Raw genomic sequence first — 24,899 nt, forward strand, 5'->3', positions numbered from 1 at the left:
TAGCCTGCTAATCTGCCTGCAGCCGGCAAATGGCTGCAGGTAACAGGTTGCGAAATTGTCCCGTCAGGCTACGCTGAAAAAATCTGTGTGATCCACTGACCTTCCGCGTGGCCTGACAATCTGATGGATAAAATCAACGCCCTGCTCGATGAGATCTATGAAGGAGACCTGCCCGCCATCGCGCGCGAGCGTCTGCTGTCACATATTCGCGCCGCGCGCGACAGCGTGAAAATGCCACGCAAAGCGCACTGGGATGAGAAAGATGTGGTGCTCATCACCTACGCCGATCAGTTTCGTGAGCCGGAGCAGCCCACCCTCGCCAGCTTTACACGCTTTTATCAGCAGCACCTGCAGTCTGCTTTTAACCTGGTGCACCTGCTGCCATTCTTTCCCTACTCGTCCGATGATGGCTTTTCGGTTATCGACTACCACAAAGTCAATCCGATCTGCGGTGACTGGCAGCAGATTGCGGCGCTGCACAGCCAGACGCGGCTGATGTTCGACTTTGTCTGCAACCATATCTCGGCGCACAGCGCCTGGTTTCGTCACTATCTGGCGCAGGACCCGGGCTGGGATGATTTTTTTATCAGTATGCCGCCGGCCACCGATCTCAGCGCCGTGACCCGCCCGCGCACTTCGCCGCTGCTTACGCCTTTTACCCTGGCCGACGGCAGCACGCGCTATATCTGGACCACCTTCAGCGCCGATCAGATCGATCTTAACTTCGCCAGCCCGGATGTGCTGATCCGTATGATCGGCGTGCTGCTCGACTACCTGAAAAAAGGTGCGGATTATGTGCGGCTGGATGCGGTTGGCTATATGTGGAAAACGCCGGGCACGCGCTGCATTCACCTGCATAAAACCCATTTGCTGGTGAAGCTGTTCCGCGCCGTCGCCGATGTTGTTGCGCCGGGCACGGTGATCATCACGGAAACCAACGTGCCGCACCAGGATAACATCAGCTATTTTGGCCGCGGGGATGATGAAGCGCAGATGGTATATCAGTTTTCTCTGCCGCCGCTGGTGCTGCAGGCGATCCATGCCGGTTCAGCGCGCGCGCTGCGTCAGTGGGCCGCCTCGCTGACGCCCGGCAGCGGCAGCACCACCTTTTTTAACTTTCTCGCCTCGCATGACGGTATCGGCCTGAATCCGGCGCGTGGCATTCTGTCAGAGCCTGAAATTGTTGCCCTGGTGCGTGAGCTGGCGCTGGAAGGCGCGCTGGTGTCATATAAAAACAACCCCGACGGCACCACCAGCCCCTATGAAATCAACGTTACCTATCTCGATGCGCTTAACCATCAGACCGATGATGATGAGACGCGCCTGCGCCGTTTCCTGCTGGCGCACGCCATTCTGCTGGCGTTTCCGGGCGTGCCCGCGATTTATATTCAGAGCATCCTCGGCTCGCGTAACGATAACGAAGGGGTGCGCGCTGCCGGCCACAACCGCGCCATCAATCGCGAAAAATATAGCCTGCGTGAAATGGAGCAGTGGATCAGCGGCGGCGACTGGCTGCGTCAGCAGGTGTTTGAACGGCTGAGTGCGCTGATCCAGCTGCGCACCCGCCAGCCCGCTTTTCATCCCGATAACGCCATGACTCTGCTGGAGAGCGACAATGCAGTCCTGCTGTTTCGCCGCCACGCGCCAGATGAAGAAGGGCTGCTGTGCCTGTTTAACCTGAGCAGCCGTGAAATTACCGCCACGCTGCCGCAGGCGCGCCACTACCAGGATATCGTCAGCGGGCAAAAGGTGGACGGCAGCGCGCCGGTGACGCTCGCTGCCTGGCAGTTTATGTGGCTGCGTGGATAAACTGCGTCACGTGCCCGCAGAACGCCTCAGGATGTGAGATAAACGGCGCATGCGCTGCCTTTTCCATGACCACTGACGGGGAGCCGGGCCAGCGCGCATCCAGCTCGGCGGCAATACGTCGCGGTACCAGCCCATCCAGCGCCCCATAGAGGCGCAGAAACGGCACGCTAAGAGTGTCCAGCGTCGGGCGCAAATCGCTCTGCCGCAGAATCTCCAGCCCGCTCTGCAGCGCCGCAACTGACGGCATCGGCTGCGACAGCACCACCTCTTTCAGCTGACGCGCATCCTGACGCGCATTTTCTGTCCCCATGGTCTGTAATGCCAGAAAGCGCTCAACAGTGCGCCGGAAATCGTCACTGAGCTGCTGCTGAAAACCGGTCAGGGTGTCGGGCTTAATCCCCGGCCACTCCGCCTGCGCGGTAAAACAGGGCGAGGAGGCTACGCTGATCAATGCAGAAACGCGCGCCGGCTGCAGCAGCGCCAGCTGGCTGGCAACCAGCCCGCCCAGTGACCAGCCCAGCAGCGTGGCGCGTTCAGGCAGCTGCGGCAGCAGCTGTTGCGCCATCTGTATCAGCGTCAGCGGACCGGCCGCTGCGCTGCGGCCAAATCCGGGCAGATCCACCAGATGCAGGCGAAAATGGGGACTGAGTCGCGGAACAATGTGTTGCCACACTTCGGCATTCAGTCCCCAGCCGTGCAGCAGCACAAGATCGCGATCGCCCGCGCCCGTGGTGTGCCAGTAAAGCGAACTCATCGGTTACACTCCCGAAAAGTGAAAAAGAGGTCGCTATGCTATCAACCCCGGCCCGCTGCTGGCTATGCCATCTTCCGCTGCAGATTGCACACCACGGCTTGTGCACTCTCTGTCTGCATCAGCTGCCGCTCCTGCCGGCGCTCTGCCCCTGCTGCGGCCTGCCAGCCACTGCAGCGCAGCGCTGCGGTCGCTGCCTGCGTCAGCCGCCGCCGTGGCATCGCTTAACCTGCGTCAGCGATTACACTCCGCCGCTGAGTGACTGGGTACAGCAGCTGAAATTTTCCGGCGCGATCGCACTCAGGGTGATGCTGGCGCGGCTGCTTTTGTTAAAATTGTTAACAACGCGCCGGAATGAACCCGCTACAGCGTTCGATCTGGTGCTGAGCGTGCCGCTGCATCATCAGCGCGCCTGGCAGCGCGGCTTTAATCAGTCAGCGCTGCTTGCGCAGCCGCTCGCACGCTGGCTGAGGTGTGAGTATCGTGAAGGTGTCAGCCGGATACGTCGCGGCAGCACCCAGCATCAGCTTAATGCCCGCGCGCGCCGTCATAATCTGCGCAGCGCGTTCCGCCTTGAAATGCCGGTGCAGGATCGCCATATCCTGCTGATTGATGATGTGGTCACCACCGGCAGCACCGTAGCGGAGATCAGCCGCCTGCTGCAGGCTGAGGGCGCCGCCAGCATCCATATTGGCTGCCTGTGCCGTACCTTGTAGAGCGTCGGTGTTGGGCGTATTATAACCAGGTAATTTAGTCAACTATTGAGCAATCGCCATGATCCGTATTACTGATACTGCGCAAGAGCATTTCGCAAAACTGCTGTCAAAACAGGAAGATGGCACCCAGATCCGCGTATTCGTTATTAACCCGGGTACGCCAACCGCCGAGTGCGGCGTCTCCTACTGCCCGCCTGACGCGGTAGAAGCAACGGATACCGAACTGAAGTTTGATAAACTCTCTGCCTATGTGGATGAGCTGAGCGCACCCTATCTTGAAGATGCAGAGATTGACTTCGTTACGGATAATCTCGGCTCTCAGCTGACCCTGAAAGCGCCAAACGCGAAAATGCGTAAAGTTTCTGACGATGCGCCGATGGCAGAGCGGGTCGAATATCTGCTGCAGGCGCAGATCAATCCGCAGCTGGCCAGCCACGGCGGCCGCGTGTCGCTGATGGAGATCACCGATGACGGCATCGCCGTGCTGCAGTTTGGCGGCGGCTGTAACGGCTGCTCGATGATTGATGTCACGCTGAAAGATGGCATTGAGAAAGAGCTGCTGGCTGCCTTCCCGGAGCTGAAAGGGGTTCGCGATCTCACTGAACACCAGCGCGGCGAACACTCCTACTACTGATAGTTTATGCGGCAGCGCCCTGCGCTGCCGCGGTTTTACTACGCTTTACGCGCCTCGCTTACCGTTTTCAGCAGTTTCTTCACGCCCTTATCCGCAAACGCCTCTTCCAGCGTAAAGCTCCACTTGCGTCGCCAGTTAGGATACTCATCTGTTGTGCCCGGCACGTTAACCGGCGTTGTCATGCCCATCCAGTCCTCCGGCTGCAGGCCCAGCAGCGTGCTGCGGGTAAGCGCCAGAAAGCGATGGATAGCCTGATTAAAGGCTGGCGTCAGCGCCTGTTTTTCCGCCTGCTTTGCACTGCGCGCCGGCATGGCCCCGGCCTGATGCAGCGCATCCAGCAGCGCCTGTTTCTGTTCCACGCGCTGCGCCTGCAGCGACTGCAGCGTACTGCCTTTATACATACCCAGCTTCTCGCCCAGTGCCAGATCCTCCGCCTGCCAGAAGCCGCTCAGCGTCGGCAGATCGTGCGTGCTGGCACTGGCGATGGACTGCGGCGGATAGCTGTCGGGCAGGCGATAGCGCCCCTCTTTTTCCTGCTCGAAGAACAGTACTTTCCAGGAGAAAACCCCGCTGTCGCGCAGCAGTTTGACAATTTCCTGCGGCACGGTGCCGAGATCTTCGCCAATCACCATGCAGCGCATCCGCTGGCTCTCCAGCGCCAGAACCGCCAGCAGATCCTCTACCGGATAGGAGACGTAGGCGCCTTTATCCGCACCTTCCCCATGCGGGATCCACCACAGTCGCAGCAGCGACATCACATGGTCGATGCGCAGCGCGCCGCAGTCGCGCATATTCGCGCGCAGCAGGTCGATAAACGGCTGATAGCCACGCGCGCGCAGCACGTGCGGATCGAGCGGCGGCAGCCCCCAGTTTTGTCCCAGCGGTCCCAGCGGATCGGGCGGCGCGCCGACCGAAGCGCCAAGTTTATATAGCTGCGGATCCTGCCAGGTTTCGGCACTATGTTCAGCCACACCTACCGCCAGGTCGCGGTAAAGCCCCACCGCCATACCCAGCTCCTGACTGCGCTGCCAGCAGTCACTGAACTGCTGATGCGCCAGCCACTGCAGCCAGCTCCAGAAGCCAATCTCCTCTTCATGCTGCGCGCACCAGGCCTGGACTTCCGGCTGCGCGGCACTGCGTAAACCCTCCGGCCAGGTTTCCCAGCCCCACCCCTGCTCATCCTGCCCGCTGCGCTCAGCCAGAATGCCATCAAACGCGGCCTGATAACGCAACGCGTCGCCGCCCGCCGTCAGAAACGCCTGGTAATCCGCTTCCTCTGCCGCCTGCGGCTGATACTGCTGCCAGGCCAGACGCAGCGCCTCCAGCTTGAGTGCCGCCACTGCCGCATAGTCAACTGCCTCCACCGCGCGCGCCTTCTCCAGCGCCTTGCGGGTTTTCGCACTCTTCCACCAGCGCTGTGCCGCGGCGCTCTGCTGAAATGCTGCCACCTGGCTGACGTCAATATAGAGAATATTCAGCCAGCGGCGCGACGCCGGGCTGTAGGGGCTGGCGAGATCGGGCTGAGCCGGATAGAGCGCATGCAGCGGGTTAAGGCCAATAAAGTCGCCGCCGTGCGCCGCTACCTGCTCCAGCATCCGTTTTAAATCGCCAAAGTCACCGATACCCCAGTTCTGCTCTGAGCGCAGCGTATAGAGCTGCACCAGCGCACCCCAGCGTTTTTCTCCCTGTGCCAGCGGTTCAGGCAGGTAGCAGCGACGCGGCGCAATAATCAGGCGCGACTGCCACTCCTGACGCCCTTTACGCAGGCTGAGCTGATGATAGCCCTGCGTCAGACGCGGCGGCAGCGTCAGCATCTCGCCACCCTGTACCGTGCCGCTGTGGCTTTTGCCCTGCTCAGTGGTCAGCTGCCAGGTAAATTCACCTTTGCCACCCACCGCAAGCTCGCGCCGGGCGCGTGCCACAAAGACCTGCACCGGCGGCACCGGCGGCGCTTTACCTGCCGGCGCCTCCATTACCGCCAGCAGCGCCTCTTTGGTCTCATCGCTGATGGTTTCCTTTTCCCCTCTGGCATTCACAAAACGCAAGGCAATTCCCGCCGCTTCTGCGGCCTGATCCAGTTTATTGAGAGACATCAACGCTCCTTTCGCGTCCGGGCTGGCGGATAGAGATCAAAAGGATAAGTAAAGTCGCGCCTGGTGAAAAAAGCGACCGGATCGGAAGGGAGAGGGAAAAAATAGCTGCCGGGCGCGTGGCCCGGCGCAGGATCAGCAGAGTTCGAGATGGACCTCATGCTGCTCAATTACTTTAAGCACGCTGGCGGGAGGCTTCTGATCGGTAAACATGTAATCAATCAGTCCCATATTGCCCAGATTGACCATAGCGTTACGCCCGAACTTTGAGTGATCCACAACCAGCATTACGCAGCGCGAATTGTCGATGATGGCTCGTTTGGTCCGGACTTCATGGTAGTCAAACTCCAGCAGCGAGCCATCCATATCGATGCCGCTGATACCGAGAATGCCGTAGTCGAGGCGGAACTGCGAGATAAAGTCGAGCGTGGCTTCGCCCATGATCCCGCCGTCACGCGTGCGCACTTCTCCGCCGGCGATGATCACCCGGAAATCGGGCTTGCCCATCAGCAGAATGGCAACGTTAAGGTTGTTCGTGACAATCCGCAGATCGTTATGGTTCAGCAGCGCATGGGCAACCGCTTCGGGTGTAGTACCGATATCAATAAACAGCGTTGCGCCATCCGGGATCTGACTGGCCACGCGCGCGGCGATGCGTGCCTTTTCTGCCGACCACATCATTTTACGATCCTGCCAGGCGGTATTTTCCGAACTGGAGGGCAGCGCCGCGCCGCCGTGATGGCGCTGAATTTTATTCTGATCGGCCAGATCGTTTAAATCCCGGCGGATGGTCTGCGGACTGACCGCAAAATGCTCAACCAGCTCTTCCGTACTGACATACCCCTGACGCCGGACCAGATCGATAATGGCGTCATGACGTTGCGTCTGCTTCACATCTCTCTCCTCGGCTTGCAGCCGTGTTCTTTTTATCTCTGATGACGGGCAGCGTGGCGCGTATCCACAAACGCCATAGCCAGCCCGACCAGCAGGCCGGTCACGTGCGCGGCATTAGCAATTGCCAGACCAAATGCGCCGTACCAGCCAATCACCAGCCATACAATAGCGAAACCAATCAGTCCGCGCTCCAGATAAATACCGCTTTCGGGATCGCGCTCGCCGCGCAGCCAGCAATAACCCATCAGCGCATAGACCACACCCGAGAGACCGCCAAACAGCACGCCGCTGAATTTGGCCTGCATCCAGCCGCTGAGCAGCGCAGAGATCAGCATAATCACAAACAGCTTGCCGCTGCCGAGTCGCTTCTCGACCGCTCCGCCGAGATACCACCACCACATCAGATTAAACAGGATATGCAGCAGCGAAAAGTGCAGCAGCGCATGGCTGAACCAGCGCCAGACCTGAAAATATTGCGAGGCGTCAGCCGGCCAGCCCAGCCAGGCCAGCGCGACATCATCACCCGCAATCTGCATCAGAATAAACACCGCGACGCAGAGCGCCATCACCGAAAGCGTCAGCGGTCCGGCGCGTTCGCGAATCGTGGCCCAGACGTTGCTGCGCTCATAGTGCAGCCCGCTGCGGGTACTGCCGCTGCGCCAGCTGGCCGCCTGATAGCGCGGGTGATTAGGGTCGCGAACGAATTGCGCAAGTTCGTTTTCGACCATCTGCAGCTGGCTCTCATCATCCAGCACGATCACGAAGTGACTTTCCTGCTCTATGCGCAGCGTCACACCGCGCGTCGCCATATAATCCACAAACGCCTGCGCGGTGCGGGCGTGGCTGAACCGGGTAATACGCATCATGCTGCGCTCTCCTTAAGGTGGCGGGTCAGAGACTACCGGTCGCGGTCTGCGCAGGAAACGCTGCACGCCAGGCGTCAAACCCGCCATCAATGCTGTACACCTCACTGAAACCCTGCCCCAGCAGAAACTGCGCGGCGCCTTTGCTGCTGTTGCCGTGATAACACATCACCAGCACCGGCAGATCGCGGCGCGCCTGCGCGATAAAGTCCGCCAGGTTGTCATTGGAGAGATGCTGCGCGCCAGCGGCATGTCCCAGGGCGAAACTCTGTGGATCGCGAATATCGACTAACTGCGCGCCCTGCGCCAGCTGCGTGTTTGCCTGCTGAACGTTAATACACTCGAAGGTTTCCATCGTTATCTCTCATTTCGCTGTTCTGTTTGCGCCTAGTTTACCCTGAGAAACAGGTGCCATAACCTGATAAAGAAAAGGGTTATCTGTTTTTTTTCCTGCCGGAATGTTAGCTGCATCACGCAGGAATGTTTTTATTGCGTTAAAGACTGGCGAAAATGTTGGTTTCCGATTATTATTACGCTCGAAAACGAACATTTTAGAACTATTCCGAACATCGGAGGAGATGACGTGGAAACCAAAGACCTGATCGTGATCGGCGGCGGCATCAACGGAGCCGGCATTGCAGTGGACGCTGCAGGACGCGGACTGTCTGTGCTGATGCTGGAGGCGCGGGATCTGGCGTGTGCCACCTCCTCCGCCAGTTCCAAACTGATTCACGGCGGCCTGCGCTACCTTGAACACTACGAGTTTCGTCTGGTTGGCGAAGCGCTGGCCGAGCGTGAAGTGCTGTTAAAAATGGCGCCGCATATCGCTTTCCCGATGCGCTTCCGCCTGCCGCACCGCCCGCACCTGCGTCCGGCGTGGATGATCCGTATGGGTCTGTTTATGTATGACCGCCTCGGCAAGCGCACTACGCTGCCGGGCAGTAAAGGTCTGCGCTTTGGCGCGGAGTCGGCGCTGAAGCCGGAAATTACGCGCGGTTTTGAATATTCCGACTGCTGGGTGGATGATGCCCGCATGGTGGTGCTGAACGCGCAGGAAGTTGAGCGTAAAGGTGGCGAAGTGCGCACCCGCACCCGCGTTAACCGCGCATGGCGTGAAGGCGGCATGTGGATGGTTGAGGCAGAAGAGGTCGATACCGGCAAAATCCTGACCTGGCGCGCTAAAGGCCTGGTTAATGCGGCCGGCCCGTGGGTTAAACAGCTGTTTGACGACGGCCTGAAGCTGAAATCCCCTTATGGCATTCGCCTTATTAAAGGCAGCCATATCGTGGTGCCGCGCGTGCACACTGAAAAGCAGGCTTATATTCTGCAGAACGAAGATAACCGTATCGTGTTTGTTATTCCGTGGATGGATGAGTTCTCTATCATCGGTACCACCGACGTTGAGTACAAAGGCGATCCGAAAAACGTTAAAATTGATGAGGAAGAGACGCGCTATCTGCTGAAGGTGTTTAACGCGCACTTCAAAAAGCAGCTGACCTCAGATGATATCGTCTGGAGCTACTCCGGCGTGCGTCCGCTGTGTGATGATGAGTCAGATTCACCGCAGGCGATCACCCGTGACTATACGCTGGACGTGCGTGATGATAACGGCGGGGCGCCGCTGCTGTCGGTGTTTGGCGGCAAGCTGACTACCTATCGCAAGCTGGCAGAGCATGCGATGGAGAAACTGGCGAAGTACTACCCGAACGCCGGCCCGGCCTGGACAAAAAATGCCGTGCTGCCGGGTGGTGATTTCTCCGGTACGCGTGAGGACTACGCTGCCGGTCTGCGTCGCCGCTATCCCTTTATCAGCGAAAACATGGCGCGGCACTATGCCCGCACCTACGGCAGTCGCACCGAAATGCTGCTTGAGGGTGCCACCAGCCTGACCGATCTGGGCGAGAATTTTGGTCATGAGTTCTATGAAGCTGAACTGCGTTATCTGGTCAAAAACGAGTGGGTACGTGAACTGGATGATGCTATCTGGCGCCGTACCAAGCAGGGTATGTGGCTGAACACGGCCCAGCAGGCGCGCATCAGCGAGTGGCTGGCGCGCAACAGCCAGAAGCCGGCGCTTTCGCTCGCATCGTAAGGCCTGTTATCCGCTTTACCGACCCCGCACCCGCTGCGGGGTTTTTTATGTCGCCGGATAACCGATTCAGGAAGAGCGTGCAGGGATAACAGAACAGCGCCGCTGCCCCACAGAAGCGGCAGCGGCGCTGGCACAGAGCAGCAATCAGAGTCCGGCGTGTTCGCGGATATATTTGCGCGCTTTTACCGCATATTCAAACGGGTTGGCGATAGCCGGATCCTGCTCCGCCTCTACCACCATCCAGCCTTTATAGCCTGCCTCGTCGAGAATTTTAAACACCGGCGCGAAATCGATCGCACCATCTCCCGGCACGGTGAAGGTGCCTTTCTTCACGCCATCAAGAAACGACAGGGATTTCCCGCGCACTTCAGCCACCACTTCGTCGCGCACATCTTTCAGATGCACGTGGAAAATACGCGGCAGATGCGTGGTCAGTACGTCCAGCATCGCCTGCTGCGATCCTTCAGAGTAGTAAATATGGCCGGTATCATAGAGCAGGCCTACGCTGTCGTGGGTCAGCGCCATAAAACGGTCAATCTCTTCCGGCGTCTGGATCCCGGTTCCCATATGGTGGTGCAGCGTCACGCGCATGCCCTTTTCTGCGGCAAGCTGCGCCAGTTCGTTATAGCCTTCCGCCGTCAGGCGCCACTCTTCGTCACTGAACACCGGTTTCTGCTCAAACACGGCCAGCGTGGTACCCTGAATACTTTTGCTCTGCTCTGAACAGCCGATAACGCGCGCGCCCATCGCATGCAGGAAGTTCATATGGTTGATGAACTCATCGATGGTCTTCGCCTTATCGCCGTTAGCAAAAAAGGTGCTGAACCACGCGTTGCAGATCTCAATGCCGCGGATATCGAGCATCGGTTTCAGAATCGCCGGATCGCGCGGGTATTTACTGCCGACTTCGCTGCCGGTAAAACCGGCCAGCGCCATTTCACTGACCGTCTGCTGGAATGTGTTCTCTTTGCCCAGATCGGGCATGTCGTCATTGGTCCAGCCGATCGGCGCTATCGCCAGCTTTACATTCTCTTTGTTCATCTTCAGATCCCGGAATCAGGGCGGCGGAGCAGCCGCGCCGCCGCAAAAAAAGTAGCAGGTTATTTGCTGTAGAATGCCGGACGCGGTGGCATTTCAACCGGCTCAATCGCGCCGCTGTTCTGCGCCTTCAGGCAGGCGTCAGCTGCTACTGAAGCGGCAAAGCCATCCCATGCGGAAGGTCCGGTAAGCTCACCGGCTTTAACATCGTTGATAAACGCCTGCAGCTCGACGTCATAGGCGTCGATAAAGCGATCTTTCCAGTCGGTCAGCAGCGGCGTACCGAGGCGCGCATTTTTACGCGTCTGGATCGCCGACGGTTCTGGCAGACGGGCGATGCCCTCTTCTCCCACCACTTCACACTGGATATCGTAGCCATAGGCGCAGTTCACGAAGATCTCCACATCGATGCGGATCCCTTTCTGCGTTTCAAACAGCACAATCTGCGGATCTTTCAGCTGCGCATGCGATTTTGACGTGACGCGCGGAAAGACCACCTGCACCGATTTATAGTCATCCTCCGTCAGCCAGCGCAGCACATCCAGCTCGTGGATCAGCGTGTTGGTGATGGCCATGTCGGTGGTGTAGTTCTCACCCACGCTCTGATTACGGTGCGCACAGTGCAGCATCAGCGGTTCGCCAATTTCACCTTCAGTAATCACTTTTTTCAGGGCGCGGTAGCCCGCGTCATACGGGCGCATAAAGCCCACCTGCACCAGCCGTTTGCCATGCTGAATTTCCGCATCCACAATACGGCGGCAGCCTTCCGCACTCATCGCCAGCGGCTTTTCACAGAATACCGGCTTGCCGGCAGCGATAGCCGCCAGGGTAAACTCTTCATGCGTCGGGTCCCAGGAGGTCACCAGAATGGCGTCAACCTCCGGCGAGGCGATCACCTGATGACCATCCTGATAAACCTCCGCGCTGATATTCAGCCGCTGCAGCGCCGCCCGGGCCCCCTCAACGTTGATGTCGGAAACCGCCACCACTTTTGCGCCCTGCAGTACGTTGTTACAGCGACGGATATGCTCCTGACCAATTGCACCGGTCCCGATTACCCCGAGTTTGAGCGTCATGATTACACCTGTAGAGTCAGATAAGAGATAAGACGGCCGATCTGCGCCGGCCAGAAGCGTTAATATTTACGTGCCTGCTGAATGTGCTGATTCAGCTTGTCAGCGACCTGCTGCGTACGCTCAGATTCAGAGGTTTGCGCCACGCCAACGTTCCACCAGCTGAAATATTTGTGCACCATGGTTTTTGGCAGCACTTTGATATCAATCAGGGTGGAGACGCTTTGCTGCTGTGCGTCGGCCAGCGCCGCCTTCAGCTGCTCAAGCGTGGTGACGCGGTAGGTTTTGCAGCCGTACCCGGCGGCAATGGCCGCAAAGTCCACCGGCACAAAGCCGCCATCGAGCCGCCCCCCTTCCGGATTACGGAAGCGGAATTCGGTCGTAAAGCTGTCCATACCGTGTTCCATCTGCAGGTTGTTAATGCAGCCGTTGGTCATGTTATCCAGCAGGATGACGTTGATCTTCGCGCCCTCCTGAATCGACGTCACCAGCTCTGAGTGCAGCATCATGAAAGAGCCATCACCGACCATGGCATAGACCTCACGCTGCGGCTGGGCCAGCTTTGCCCCCAGCGCGGCGTTGACTTCATAACCCATGCAGGAGTAGCCATACTCCACGTGATAGTCGTTGTAACTGCGGGTGCGCCAGACGCGCTGCAGGTCGCCCGGCAGGCTGCCCGCTGCGGCCACAATGACCGCGTCATCCGGCAGCTGCTCGTTCAGCGTGCCGAGCACGCTACTCTGCGTCAGCACGGATTGAGTAAGACGCTGAAATTCGGCAAACAGCGCGTCGCGATCGATATGGTCAGCAATTTCCGGAACGAAATCATCGCTGTTCCAGGTAGCAGCATAGACGCGCTGCGTCTCCTGCCGCAGCTGACGCTGCGCCTCTTCTATCTGATCGCCCCAGTGGCTTTCAAAGCCCTGCAGCTGCTGCGCCAGCGCGGTCAGCCCTTCGCGCGCATCGGCGAGCAGCTGCACGCCATCGAGCTTGTAGCTGTCGAAGTTGCTGACGTTAAGATTAAGGAAGCTGACCTCCGGATGGCGGAAAATCCATTTTGACGCGGTGGTGAAGTCGGTATAGCGGGTGCCGATACCGATAACCAGATCGGCCTCTTTCGCCAGCAGGTTAGCGGCCAGAGAGCCGGTTTCCCCCACGCCCCCCAGGTTCAGCGGATGTTCGGAACTCAGCGTGCCTTTGCCCGCCTGCGTTTCCGCGAACGGAATCGCGAAGCGCTCAGCAAATTTCAGCAGCGCCTCGCCCGCTCCGGAGTATTTGACGCCACCGCCCACGACAATCAGCGGCTTGTGCTTGCGCGCAATCAGCGCCAGCGCAGCCTCAAGCTGCGCAGGAGAAGGAAGGCGGCGATCGAGCCGATGCACGCGCTTCTGAAAGAAGTAGTCCGGGAAATCCCACGCTTCGCCCTGTACATCCTGCGGCAGGGCGAGCGTCACTGCACCGGTTTCGGCGGGATCGGTCAGCACGCGCATGGCGTTAATACAGGCGGACATCAGCTGCTCCGGGCGGCTGATGCGATCCCAGTATTTGCTGACGGCGCGGAAAGCATCATTGGTACTGATACTTAAATCGTGGCTCTGCTCAATCTGCTGCAGCACCGGATCGGGCTGACGGGTCGCAAACACATCGCCGGGGAGCAGCAGCAGCGGAATACGGTTGGCCGTGGCGGTTGCCGCAGCGGTAATCATGTTGGCCGCGCCCGGGCCTACCGACGAGGTACAGGCGATAATCTGACGGCGCAGCGACTGTTTGGCAAAGCCGGTCGCAGCATGCGCCATACCCTGCTCGTTGCGTCCCTGATACACAATCAGATCGCCGCTATCCTGCTCCAGCGCCTGACCCATACCGAGTACGTTACCGTGGCCGAAAATGGCGAACACGCCTTTCACAAACTTGCTCTCTGCGCCATCGACATTCAGATATTGATTATCGAGAAACTTCACCAGCGCCTGTGCCGTTGTCAGTCTGATCGTGCCCATATCTCTTTTCCTTTACTTGCCGGCATCCGCAGAGGAGCCTCGCGACCCGGAGCAGGCTGTCTGGCTGCCCCGCGCATAAGTGAAACATGCGGCGATTATAAACAAATATTTTTTCCATAAAATACAATTACAGAAGAAACATTTCATTTTGCGATGGAGATCAAATTCAGCACAGTAAAGTGGCTGAGCAGCCGTTTCTGCGTGGCTAAAGTGGAACGAAGCCAGAAAGCGTGGCGCGGTTGTGAACTTTTGTTTCACCCAAAGAGCTTCTGCTATTTACCTGATATTTCCTGCGATCGGCTTCACAGCCCGGAGATGCCGCGCCTGTTTACGACGTTACCCCTGCTCTGTTGCGCAGAGCGGTAATTTTACCTGGCTCACAAAATAAAGATGTATGTTTCATTTTATGTTGTTTATGAAATATTCATTCCTCATACTGATTTTCCAGCCAGTCAGGCATTCTGAGAACCCGACAGCAGCGCACCCGACACGGGTGATGATGTTCGTGCCTGCTTATCACAGAAGGAAACTATAGGTATGAGTACACAACAGAAGCGGCTTGATGTGATTTGTATCGGACGCATCGCCGTTGATCTCTATGGTCAGCAAATCGGTTCGCGCTTAGAGGATATGACCAGCTTTAATAAATATCTGGGTGGATCCTCAGGCAACGTGGCGTATGGCACAGCCATCCAGGGGCTGAAATCTGCGATGCTGGCGCGCGTCGGCGATGAACATAACGGCCGTTTTTTACGTGAAGAGCTGCAGCGCGTCGGCTGTAACACTGACGGCCTGATCACCGATAAAACGCGTCTGACCGGACTGGTGATCCTCGGCATTAAAGATGAAGAGACCTTTCCGCTGATCTTCTATCGCGATAACTGCGCGGATATGGGACTGGTGCCGGATGATATTGAGGAGGCGTTCATTACCTCTTCACGCGCGGTCGCGATTACCGGCACGCACCTTTCCCATCCGGATACCCGCGCCGCCGTGCTGAAAGCGCTGGATATTGCCCGCCGCAACGGGCTGCGTACCGCGCTGGATATCGACTATCGGCCGGTATTGTGGGGCCTGACCTCACTGGGCGACGGTGAGACGCGCTTTATTGAATCGGGCCAGGTAACCCGCCAGCTGCAGGAAGTGCTGCACTATTTTGATCTTATCGTCGGCACCGAAGAGGAGTTTCACATTGCCGGCGGCAGTACCGATACGCTGACGGCGCTGAAAAATGTGCGCCAGGCAAGCCAGGCCACGCTGGTGTGCAAGCGCGGGCCGCTGGGCTGCGTGGTGTTTGAGGGCGATATTCCGGACAGCTGGGAACAGACCCGGCTGCAGAGCGGCGTGCAGGTTGAAGTGCTGAACGTACTGGGTGCGGGCGATGCATTTATGTCCGGTCTGCTGCGCGGCTGGCTGAACGATGAGAGCTGGGAGCAGGCGTGTCGCTACGCGAATGCCTGTGGTGCGCTGGTGGTGTCGCGGCACGGCTGCGCGCCGGCAATGCCTACTAAAGCGGAGCTGGATGATTTCCTCAGCCGCGACCGTGAGGTTAAACGACCAGATCGCGATACGCGCCTTACTCACCTGCACCGGGTCACCACGCGCCGGCAGCAGTGGCCGGAGCTGAATGTGTTCGCCTTTGACCACCGTAAACAGCTGGCCGATATGGCGCAGGAAGCAGGCGTCAGCGAGACGCGCATTCCGCAGTTGAAACTGCTGCTGCTGCAGGCGGCGCAGGAGGCGGCGGCAGAAGCAGGCCTGAATGAAAAGAGCGGCATTCTGGCCGATACCACCTACGGGCAGAAAGCGCTGAACGCCATCACCGGCAAAAAGTGGTGGATTGGTCGTCCGATTGAGCAGCCCGGATCGCGGCCGCTGCGCCTGGAGCATGGCAATATCGGCTCGCAGCTGATCGACTGGCCGGCGGAGCACGTGGTGAAGTGCCTGGTGTTTTACCATCCGCACGACAGCGCTGAGCTGCGCGATGAGCAGGATGCGCTGCTGCTGGATGTCTGGCGCGGTTGTAACAAGAGCGGGCATGAGCTGCTGGTAGAGGTGATCCTGCCGGAGAGCAATCCGGATCACAACGAGTCTTACTATCATGAGATGCTGAGCCACTTCTACAGCCTCGGCATTCAGCCCGACTGGTGGAAACTGCCGCCGCTCTCTGCAGAGAGCTGGCAGGCGATAGGTGCGCTGATTGAACAGCAGGATCCGTACTGTCGCGGCATACTGCTGCTTGGCCTGGACGCGCCGGAAGATAAGCTCAAGGCGGGCTTTGCCGCGGCGGCGCAGGCGGAGTGGGTAAAAGGATTTGCCGTCGGGCGCACCATCTTTGGTCAGCCTTCACGTCAGTGGCTGAAAGGCGAGCTGGATGACCAGACGCTGATTGAGACGGTAAAAGGCAACTATCTGCGCCTGATTGGCTACTGGCGCGCGGCGCGCGGTTAGGTCCGGCGGGCATTGTTTCCGCACACCCTCTCCCCTGGCGGAGAGGGTGCAACCCTCTGCTTTAGCTCTTTCCCCTGCCTCTCTCTTTCCGGCCTCCGATAACTTCACCGCAAACCGTACTGCCGCCACGCGGTTTTGTGAGGTATTGCATAATCCAATGAAATAGATGCGCTGCTGATGACAATTGAATGAAATTTTCCATCCATCTGGTACTATAGCGCTCATTATCCAGCCATTTTTCTTTTGTTAACGGGCCGAAGCAATGACCAATAATCCAACCCAGCTCACTCTGCTACAGGACGATATCCGTCGTCGCTACGAGACGCTGAGCAAGCGTCTGAAGCAGGTGGCTCGTTATATTCTCGATAACAGCAACAGCATCGCTTTTGATACCGTCGCCTCTATCGCTCAGCAGGCTGATGTACCGCCCTCCACGCTGATCCGTTTTGCCAACGCTTTTGGCTTCAGCGGCTTCAATGAAATGAAACAGGTGTTTCGTCAGCATCTGATGGAAGAGACCGTTAATTATACCGAGCGCGCGCGCCTGTTTCGCCAGACGGCCACCGATGACAGCGCCAGCTCGCCGGAAAGCCCGATGGAGATCCTCAACGTCTTCACCATGGTTAACAGTCAGGCGCTGCAGCAGCTGGCGATGCAGATAAACCCTGAACAGCTCAACAAAGCGGTACAGATGCTGAATGAGGCGGAGAATATCTACATTATTGGCCTGCGCCGCTCCTTCAGTGTGGCTTCTTATCTGGTGTATGCGCTGCGTCACCTTGAGCGCCGCGCGTTCCTGATTGACGGTCTCGGCGGCATGTTTGCCGAGCAGCTGAGCATGGTGAATCCCAAAGATGTGGTGATCGCTATCAGCTACTCGCCCTACGCCCGCGAAGCCGTTGAGCTGGTCGAGCTGGGCGCCCGACGCGGCGCGCATCAGATCGCTATCACCGACAGTCAGGTCAGCCCGCTGGCCGCCTTCAGCGACGTCTGTTTTGTGGTTCGTGAAGCGCAGGTCGATGGATTCCGTTCTCAGGTTGCTTCACTCTGCCTGGCGCAGACGCTGGCCGTGTCGCTGGCGCTGACTAACAGCAGCGAGCCGGAATAACTGCACCCATAAAAAAGGGCAGCGCACTGGCTGCCCTTTTACCCTCCATACCGCGACTCAGCGGCTGCGTGGATAGCTATCGCTGTTTACCCAGGCGTGATCTTTCTCCCAGGTAAATTTCCACTGCCGTACCGGTCCCGCCATCACGTTGAGATAGTAGTTGTCATAGCCCGCCAGCGTGGCGACCGGGTGGTAACCGCGTGGCACCATGACCACATCGCGATTGCCGGGCGCCATACAAACATCCAGCGAGCGATCGTCGGTATAGACCCGCTGCATAGCAAAACCGGGTTCCGGATCAAAGCGATGGTAATAGGTCTCCTCCAGATAGGTCTCATCCGGGCTCGCTTTATCATCATGCTTATGGCTTGGCCAGGAGCTGGTCGCTCCTTCACCGGTATAAACCTCCACCACCAGCAGGCTGTCCGCCGCTTTGTTATCCGGCAGAATATTATGCACCAGACGCTGGTTACGTCCTTTGCCGCGATGCTCAATGCCCACGTCTTCCGGCGGGATGAGCCGGGCCGGCAGGTCGCCATGTCCCGGCGCGCTGCATACGGCCAGCTCAAGATCGGTTTCTGCGGTGATCTCCGCCTGATCGTGGTGCGGCACATAGACTGACCACGGGGGAGTCCGCTCAAACGGCGACATGCGCTTGCCAATACCGGCAAAGGCAGCGTGACGGGTTTTAACCGACGCCCGCCCGGCGACCAGCACCAGGCAGAGCTCTTTCTCACCGCTCTGCAGCGTCAGCGTCTCGCCCTGCTTTAGCAGGTAAGCCGCAAAGCCAACATATTCCCAGCCTGCGCTCTGCGGCGTGACGTGCTGAATACGACCGCTGCTGTCAGGCTGCTGTGCTTTTGAAATCAGGGACATGCTTTCCTCCTGTGACCGCCTCAACCCAGCGTAGGCATACTGAATTCCGATACGGTCTGCTGGCCGCTGGGCCAGCGTACGGTGGCAGTTTTCATCCGCGTATAGAAACGTACGCCATCCGGGCCGTGCACATTCAGCGCACCAAACACGGAACGTTTCCAGCCGCCAAAGCTGTGGAACGCCATAGGAACCGGCACCGGAACGTTTACGCCCACCATGCCCGCCTCGACGTTCTGAATAAACTCGCGCGCGGTGTGGCCATTGCTGGTAAAGATGGCGCTGCCGTTACCAAACTCATGGCTGTTAACCAGCTGCAGCGCGCTGCTGAAGTCGCTGGCGCGCATAATGCTCAGCACCGGGCCAAAGATCTCCTCACGCCAGATCACCATATCGGAGGTGACATTATCGAACAGCGTGCCGCCTACATAGTAGCCCTCTTCATGGCCCGCGACCCGGATAGTGCGGCCATCGACCACCAGCTTCGCTCCCTCCTGCTCACCTTTATCGATGTAGCCGAGCACTTTTTTCTGATGAGCGGCAGAGACCACCGGACCCATCTCATTCTCTTCCGCGCCCTGCTGCATGCCTGGCCCCACGCGCAGCGCTTTGATCAGCGGCGTCAGGCGGGCGATCAGTTTGTCCGCAGTATCATCGCCGACGGCAACCACTACCGGCAGCGCCATGCAGCGCTCGCCCGCTGAGCCAAACGCACCACCCATGATAGCATTGACGGTGGCATCCAGATCGGCATCCGGCATGACGATAGCGTGGTTTTTCGCCGCGCCAAACGCCTGTACGCGTTTGCCGTGCGCGCTGGCCGTTTTATAGATGTGCTCCGCAACGCCGGACGAGCCGACAAAGCTGACGGCCGCGATGCGCGGATCTTTATACAGCTGTTCTGCATCATCATTAGATGAGTGCACAACGTTAAATACGCCATCCGGCAGGCCCGCTTCTTTCAGCAGCTCCGCCATACGCACCGATGCGGACGGATCCAGAGCCGGTGGTTTGAGAATAAAGGTATTTCCGCACGCCAGTGCGATCGGGAACATCCAGAGCGGCACCATCGCCGGGAAGTTAAATGGCGTAATGCCTGCCACCACGCCCACCGGTTGCATCAATGAGTAGCTGTCAACGCCGGTGCCTACGCCCGGCGAGTTTTCGCCTTTCAGCAGGTGCGGAATGCCGCAGGCAAACTCAATCACCTCAATACCGCGCGTCAGCTCACCGAGCGCATCTGACCAGACCTTGCCATGTTCTGAGACGATCAGGGCTGCCAGCTCATCACGGTGCTTTTCCATCAGCGCTTTGAAATTAAACATGACGCGCGCACGACGCAGCGGCGCGGTTTTCGACCATTCCGGAAAGGCAGCGTGCGCTACCGCAATCGCCTGCTCTACTTCTGCAGCGGTGCTTTGCGTCAGCTCACGCACCACTTTGCCGGTTGCCGGATCGTAAACCGGAATGGTTTCATTACTGGCGCTGTGCGTGATGCTGCCACCGATAAAGTTTCCAATAATAGTCATGTCGATGCCTCATTGATGTAAAGGGCCCTGCAGGCAGCAAAGGGTTAGCGTCAGGCTACCCGGGCAGGTGAGATGAAAAGCGTGCTATGAAGCTATTACAATGAAATAAATTTTTCAAATAATCTTTTTTGGAAGATTTTCTTTTAGCGGGCTGGATCGCATTTTTTCTGGCTGACGGGGCGCTGATCACTCTCATCAGCCAACGTTTTGGTTACTGCAGATAATGTTAACGGCGCATTTTTGCGAAGCGGATCTACTGTTTTACATTTCATTATTTACTTATTTTGAAACAAATGTTCTCCTGCTTTCCATCAGTATCTCTGCCTGCACGAGGTGCTCAGCGATCCTTATCTGTGTCCCTCAGGGATACTTTTGCCGTTGCTGGCCCCGGTCGGGGCCTTTTTTTTATGGCGTCTCCGCGCTGTCCGGCTGGCGGGATTTCAGCATATAGAGCGTGCAGCCCAGCGCGACGCAGACCAGCAGCGCCGTCAGCAGATAGACCTGCGACACGCCGGCATAGCTCATGATCAGGCCAGCAAGGGGTCCCGTAATGCCCAGCGCCAGATCCATAAAAGCGGTATAGGTTGCCAGCGCACTGCCCTGATTCTGCTGCGGCACCGCTTTGACCGCGACGACGCCGATAGCCGGAAATACCAGAGAAAAGCCGGCGCCGGTCAGAAAAGCCCCCAGCTTCGCCATCCACGGATCGGCCGCACCTGCGACCAGAAACAGGCCCGCTGCCTCAATGGCAAAGCAGACGCTGGCGACGCGCAGCCCGCCCCATTTGTTAATCGCATCCGGAAACAGCAGGCGCATGCCCACGAACGCACTGCTGAACAGCGTCAGGGCAAACGCCGCCCCTTCCCAGCCACGTTCGCGGTAGAACAGGGTAATAAAGGTCGCAATCACGCCAAATCCGGCCGACCCCATCGCCAGCAGCACGCCATAGCCATATATTTTTCCCAGGACCGCACGGAACGGCAGCGGGCGCGCTTTACTGCCTTTAACCGCCGCACGCGGCAGCGCCAGCACCATCGCCAGCAGGCTGATGGCCACAATTACCCCTGAGAGCTGCAGCAGCCCGCCGCTGCGAAACAGCGCAACGCCCAGCGGCGCACCCAGCGCCATGGCGCCGTAGGTGACAATGCCGTTCCAGGAGATAACGCGCCCGATATGCAGAGAACCCGCTTTCGCCACGCCCCACAGCGACGTCCCGGTGCCGCAAAAGCTCTGACCGACGCCGAGAATAATGCGCCCCAGGCAGAGCAGCGTCAGGCTGAGTAGCGCCTGCTGCTGTGTCAGGGCGGAGAAGAGCATACAGAGTCCGCTCAGCAGGCTGCCTGCCAGCCCCAGCACCACCACGCGCTTGGGTCCCCAGCTATCGGCAAAGCGTCCGGCATAGGGCCGGCTGAGAAGCGTAGCGATATACTGCAGGCTGATCACCACCCCGGCCCAGAACGCGCTATACCCCAGATTGTCATGGACGAACCCCGGCAGCACCGCCAGCGGCAGCCCGATAGTCAGATAGGTGGCGAAATTAAACTTCACAATAGAGAGAATCTGCAGATTCAGCCGGAGACGGCTCTGTTCCGCAGCAGCAGGCAGGTCAGGCATAGATAAACGCGCTCACGACAGGCATTTGATAACAGAAAATTAACTATACGCCTTTTCAGAGGGTATGCATCTGCTGAACGCCCTGGATCGCGCTCCTGTTTCTGGCGCTGTGCCCTGGCGTCTGCCCTGCCTGCGCGTGTATAAACAATCTCTTACCCGCCTTCAGCTACACTTGGATCAGAAAAATTCCCCGCAGGAGCAGCAATGAACGAAAAGCCACAGGAGAGAATTGGCCAGAACATTCTGGTCAAGCTGGCGATGTTAGTCATTATTCTGGCAGGCATCCGCGCCGCGTCAGACATACTCGTCCCCTTTCTGCTCGCCAGTTTTCTGGCCATCGTGCTGAACCCGCTGGTCAGCACGCTGATGCGTCGCGGGCTACGCCGCGGCGTCGCTATCTCACTGGTGATTACCGTGATCTTTATTATGATGCTGCTGCTGGTCGCCGTGCTGGCAAGCTCAGTCGGTGAATTCAGCGATACCTATCCGCAGATCCGCACCATGCTGGAGCAGAAGCTGATGGTCATCCAGCATCTGGCGGCGGGTTTTCATATTAATATTTCAACCGAAACGCTGGCGCAGCACTTTGACCCGAATCTGATCATGAACATGGCAACCACGGTACTGGCGCAGTTTTCCGGCGCGATGACCAATATTGTGCTGCTGATCCTGACGGTGGTGTTTATGCTGTTTGAAGTGCACCACCTGCCTTATAAAATGCGCAACGCCCTGACAAACCCGCAGATCCGTATTGCGGGCCTGCATAAAGCGCTAAAAGGCGTCACCCACTATCTGGCTCTGAAAACGCTGGTAAGCCTGATAACCGGATTTTCTGTATGGCTGGTTCTGCTGCTGCTGGACGTGAAGTTTGCGCTCTTCTGGGGCGTGGTGGCGTTTATACTCAATTTTATCCCTAATATCGGCCCGATTATCGCCGGTATCCCGCCGTTTATTCAGGCGCTGGTGCTGAATGATATTTACGATGCGATGCTGGTCGCGTTTTTGTTCAGCGCAATCCATATGGTATTTGGCAATATGCTGGAACCGCGTCTTATGGGCCGCGGGCTGGGCCTCTCTACGCTGGTGGTTTTTCTGTCGCTGATTTTCTGGGGCTGGCTGCTGGGGCCGGTCGGCATGCTGCTGTCGGTGCCGCTGACCAGCGTCACAAAAATTCTGATGGAAACCACGCCGGGCGGCAGCCGGCTGGCGATCATGCTTGGCACCGGCAGGCCGCGCCTGAAGCGACGCGAGCCGCAGCGGCAGATCAAATAGCATCCGGCCTCGTCACCGTTTTGCTTTTAGCGATTAATACCTCTTTATCGCTGCTTTTAACCGCAAAACCACGATTTATCCGCTGGATAAACGCAAATTGAGCGGGAAAAAGCGGGCGATAAGCGCAACGGGCAGCGATCGTTAACGCCAGCGGGTGGCATCGCAGACGATTCACAGCCCTGCAGAGCGTAAAGAAGATGCTATGCTGCTGGCGCGGCTGATGAATGCCTAACCCCACCGAGGAGAGTCTGGTGCCTCTGCGTAAAAAACGTCGTGATTTTGGCTGGCTCTATATTGTCTGCGCCGGACTGCTGCCGCTGGTGCTGGGCATCGTCTGTACGGCGATTGAAGCGCGCCATATGGTCAGGCAGCAGCAGGTGGCAACAGCTAATATTCTGCTGGCTCAGGCGGAGAAAATGAGCGACAACGCCTGGGGTATGATCGCCGAACTGCAGCAATACCAGCATCAGACCTGCAGCGATATCGAAAAGCATCTGCAGCGCATCGGCACGCTTAACGCCTACTTTCGTTCGGTGGGGATGCTGCAGGGCGATAACATCACCTGCTCCTCCGCTTACGGCGTTAATCACGGCGCGCTTGAATCGATGATAATGCGTCCGCTGCCGGTGACGGATAAAGCCGTCTGGAGCCTCTCACTGCCCGGCACCTCGGGCGTACCGCATCGTCCGGCGGTGATTTTCGTGCGTCAGCTACCGGACAGCAGCGGCTTCTGGGCCGTTATTGATGGCCAGTATCTGATGGACTTTATGCATGCCATGGGAGAGTCCCGCGGCTATCAGATGAGCCTGCAGTTCAGCGAAGGCGCAATTATCGCCAGCGGCAACTCTAAAACGCCAGCTGAACACTATATGCAGAGCACTCTGTTTCAGAGTGAATCGCCGCGTTACCCTATTCGCGTCAGCGTAACCGTGCCGCCGGCAGAGCTGATCGCCGCCTGGCGACAGGCGCTGTTTATCTTCCTGCCGATGGCCTCAATCTTCTCAATCATGCTGATGATACTGACGGCAAACTGGCTGCGCCGGCGTATCTCCTGGGCCGATGAAATCCGCCGCGCCATGCGTAATCGTCAGTTCTCGGTTCACTATCAGCCGGTGTACAGCAACACCCTGGCGCGCTGCTCAGGCGCAGAAGCGCTGCTGCGCTGGCAGCTCCCCGATGGGGAGATGGTACGACCCGATATTTTTATTACGCATGCGGAGTCAGAGGGGATGATTGTCGATCTCACCCGCCATCTGCTGGAACTGATGAGTGAAGATATCGCCCGCTGGCCGGTGATGCCAGGTTTTCACCTCGGGTTTAATCTGGCGGCAGATCATCTGCAACATGCAGAATTTACTGAGGATATCATGCAATTTGCGCACGCTATCCGCGACAAGCAGATGCTGCTCACGCTTGAACTTACCGAGCGCAGCCTGATTCAGGATGGCGAAGCGGTGGCGCGCAAGCTGCGCTTTCTGCAGGCGCAGGGCATGAAAGTCGCCATCGACGATTTCGGCACCGGCCACTGCTCCCTCTCCTATTTGATGACCTTCCCGCTCGACTACCTGAAGATCGATCGCGGCTTTATCAACGCTATTGAGGGGCTGGAGATCGAAACGCCGGTGCTGGATGCGATTATCACTCTCTGCCATAAGCTGAAGCTGGAGGTGCTGGGCGAAGGGGTGGAAACCGCGCTGCAGCTCGCCTATCTGCAGCAGCGTCAGGTCACGTTTATTCAGGGCTATTATTATGCCCGTCCTGTCGCCAGTCAGACCTTTCTGCGCTGGCTGGAAGAGCATGGCAGCCAGCCGCTGAGCGGTATTGTCTCTGCATCGCACTGACCTCATCACAGCCCGCATGACATGCGGGTTATGTCAAAAAAGTAAAATATTTTTACCCCTCTGACACCGCTTTACGACCATATAATTAGCTAAAAAGTAACCACTTACTGGCTAAAACATGACAAATATCACATAAAAACGGTATACTCTGTCGCGGTTCGCAATAATTACCCGGGTAATAATTGCTATGGCTGGCCAGGGAAAAACCCGTTTTCACGGCTATGCTTTAATTTTCTCAACGCCGCGGACTGAGT

General features: G+C 58.0%; 19 protein-coding genes. 8 read left to right on the plus strand and 11 right to left on the minus strand.

The window, feature by feature from the left end; translation table 11 throughout:
- The first annotated feature begins 123 nt into the window (after window positions 1–123).
- The gene (locus FS690_RS15985; RefSeq protein WP_039380965.1) at window positions 124–1,809 is read left to right on the plus strand and encodes an alpha-amylase family glycosyl hydrolase; all 1,686 of its coding nucleotides are present in this window, start codon (window positions 124–126) and stop codon (window positions 1,807–1,809) included.
- Here the strand turns inward: FS690_RS15985 and bioH are convergent.
- On the minus strand, window positions 1,790–2,563 hold the full coding sequence (gene bioH / locus FS690_RS15990; RefSeq protein ID WP_039380968.1) for a pimeloyl-ACP methyl ester esterase BioH: 774 nt from the start codon (window positions 2,561–2,563) through the stop codon (window positions 1,790–1,792). The genes FS690_RS15985 and bioH overlap by 20 nt on opposite strands.
- 35 nt (window positions 2,564–2,598) lie before the next feature.
- Here bioH and gntX point away from each other — a divergent pair, with 35 nt between their 5' ends.
- On the plus strand, window positions 2,599–3,276 hold the full coding sequence (gntX, locus tag FS690_RS15995) for a DNA utilization protein GntX (protein ID WP_039380970.1): 678 nt from the start codon (window positions 2,599–2,601) through the stop codon (window positions 3,274–3,276).
- Window positions 3,277–3,334: 58 nt separating this feature from the next.
- Window positions 3,335–3,910 carry a Fe-S biogenesis protein NfuA gene (gene nfuA, locus FS690_RS16000; RefSeq protein WP_039380973.1) on the plus strand — a complete coding sequence of 192 codons (576 nt, stop codon included), beginning with the start codon at window positions 3,335–3,337 and terminating at the stop codon, window positions 3,908–3,910.
- A gap of 38 nt (window positions 3,911–3,948) precedes the next feature.
- Here nfuA and malQ read toward each other — a convergent pair whose 3' ends face one another.
- The 4 genes from malQ to glpE all read right to left on the minus strand — a co-directional run bounded on the left by malQ (window position 3,949) and on the right by glpE (window position 8,112).
- Window positions 3,949–6,003 carry a 4-alpha-glucanotransferase gene (gene malQ / locus FS690_RS16005; RefSeq protein ID WP_039380975.1) on the minus strand — a complete coding sequence of 685 codons (2,055 nt, stop codon included), beginning with the start codon at window positions 6,001–6,003 and terminating at the stop codon, window positions 3,949–3,951.
- 132 nt (window positions 6,004–6,135) lie between these two features.
- Entirely contained in the window at window positions 6,136–6,894 is a 759-nt protein-coding gene (locus FS690_RS16010) for a DeoR/GlpR family transcriptional regulator (RefSeq protein WP_039380978.1), read from the minus strand.
- A gap of 32 nt (window positions 6,895–6,926) precedes the next feature.
- Window positions 6,927–7,757 (minus strand): rhomboid family intramembrane serine protease GlpG, encoded by an 831-nt coding sequence (glpG, locus tag FS690_RS16015; protein WP_039385660.1) that lies wholly within the window; start codon window positions 7,755–7,757, stop codon window positions 6,927–6,929.
- A 28-nt stretch (window positions 7,758–7,785) separates the two neighbouring features.
- On the minus strand, window positions 7,786–8,112 hold the full coding sequence (glpE, locus tag FS690_RS16020) for a thiosulfate sulfurtransferase GlpE (RefSeq protein WP_039380980.1): 327 nt from the start codon (window positions 8,110–8,112) through the stop codon (window positions 7,786–7,788).
- 228 nt (window positions 8,113–8,340) lie between these two features.
- Here glpE and glpD point away from each other — a divergent pair, with 228 nt between their 5' ends.
- A complete protein-coding gene (gene glpD / locus FS690_RS16030; RefSeq protein ID WP_039380983.1) occupies window positions 8,341–9,849 on the plus strand; it encodes a glycerol-3-phosphate dehydrogenase in 1,509 nt (502 codons plus the stop codon).
- A gap of 144 nt (window positions 9,850–9,993) precedes the next feature.
- On the opposite strand, the gene iolE is transcribed toward glpD, so the two are convergent.
- Genes iolE through iolD form a run of 3 tightly spaced genes read right to left on the minus strand, consistent with a single transcriptional unit; the run spans window position 9,994 to window position 13,957 of the window.
- Complete coding sequence (gene iolE / locus FS690_RS16035; protein ID WP_094111187.1) at window positions 9,994–10,890, minus strand: myo-inosose-2 dehydratase; 897 nt, start codon at window positions 10,888–10,890, stop codon at window positions 9,994–9,996.
- Window positions 10,891–10,949: 59 nt separating this feature from the next.
- Complete coding sequence (locus tag FS690_RS16040; protein WP_039380988.1) at window positions 10,950–11,963, minus strand: Gfo/Idh/MocA family protein; 1,014 nt, start codon at window positions 11,961–11,963, stop codon at window positions 10,950–10,952.
- A 59-nt stretch (window positions 11,964–12,022) separates the two neighbouring features.
- A complete protein-coding gene (gene iolD, locus FS690_RS16045; protein ID WP_039380990.1) occupies window positions 12,023–13,957 on the minus strand; it encodes a 3D-(3,5/4)-trihydroxycyclohexane-1,2-dione acylhydrolase (decyclizing) in 1,935 nt (644 codons plus the stop codon).
- A gap of 537 nt (window positions 13,958–14,494) precedes the next feature.
- On the opposite strand from iolD, the gene iolC reads away from it, so the two are divergent.
- Window positions 14,495–16,408 (plus strand): 5-dehydro-2-deoxygluconokinase, encoded by a 1,914-nt coding sequence (iolC, locus tag FS690_RS16050; RefSeq protein WP_071669278.1) that lies wholly within the window; start codon window positions 14,495–14,497, stop codon window positions 16,406–16,408.
- Window positions 16,409–16,670: 262 nt separating this feature from the next.
- Entirely contained in the window at window positions 16,671–17,516 is an 846-nt protein-coding gene (locus FS690_RS16055; protein WP_039380996.1) for a MurR/RpiR family transcriptional regulator, read from the plus strand.
- A gap of 57 nt (window positions 17,517–17,573) precedes the next feature.
- Here the strand turns inward: FS690_RS16055 and iolB are convergent, their stop codons facing one another.
- From iolB to FS690_RS16070, 3 genes are all read right to left on the minus strand, one after another.
- The gene (iolB, locus tag FS690_RS16060) at window positions 17,574–18,392 is read right to left on the minus strand and encodes a 5-deoxy-glucuronate isomerase (protein ID WP_108570177.1); all 819 of its coding nucleotides are present in this window, start codon (window positions 18,390–18,392) and stop codon (window positions 17,574–17,576) included.
- A gap of 20 nt (window positions 18,393–18,412) precedes the next feature.
- A complete protein-coding gene (locus FS690_RS16065; protein ID WP_104086009.1) occupies window positions 18,413–19,918 on the minus strand; it encodes a CoA-acylating methylmalonate-semialdehyde dehydrogenase in 1,506 nt (501 codons plus the stop codon).
- Window positions 19,919–20,323: 405 nt separating this feature from the next.
- The gene (locus FS690_RS16070; RefSeq protein ID WP_108570176.1) at window positions 20,324–21,532 is read right to left on the minus strand and encodes an MFS transporter; all 1,209 of its coding nucleotides are present in this window, start codon (window positions 21,530–21,532) and stop codon (window positions 20,324–20,326) included.
- Window positions 21,533–21,736: 204 nt separating this feature from the next.
- Between FS690_RS16070 and FS690_RS16075 the strand changes: the two genes are divergently transcribed.
- Window positions 21,737–22,804 carry an AI-2E family transporter gene (locus FS690_RS16075; protein ID WP_104086007.1) on the plus strand — a complete coding sequence of 356 codons (1,068 nt, stop codon included), beginning with the start codon at window positions 21,737–21,739 and terminating at the stop codon, window positions 22,802–22,804.
- Window positions 22,805–23,055: 251 nt separating this feature from the next.
- Window positions 23,056–24,645 carry an EAL domain-containing protein gene (locus tag FS690_RS16080; protein ID WP_104086030.1) on the plus strand — a complete coding sequence of 530 codons (1,590 nt, stop codon included), beginning with the start codon at window positions 23,056–23,058 and terminating at the stop codon, window positions 24,643–24,645.
- The last annotated feature ends 254 nt before the right edge of the window (window positions 24,646–24,899 follow it).

This window comes from Pantoea sp. PSNIH1, from assembly GCF_007680655.1.
In the GTDB taxonomy this organism is placed as follows: Bacteria; Pseudomonadota; Gammaproteobacteria; order Enterobacterales; family Enterobacteriaceae; genus Pantoea; species Pantoea eucrina.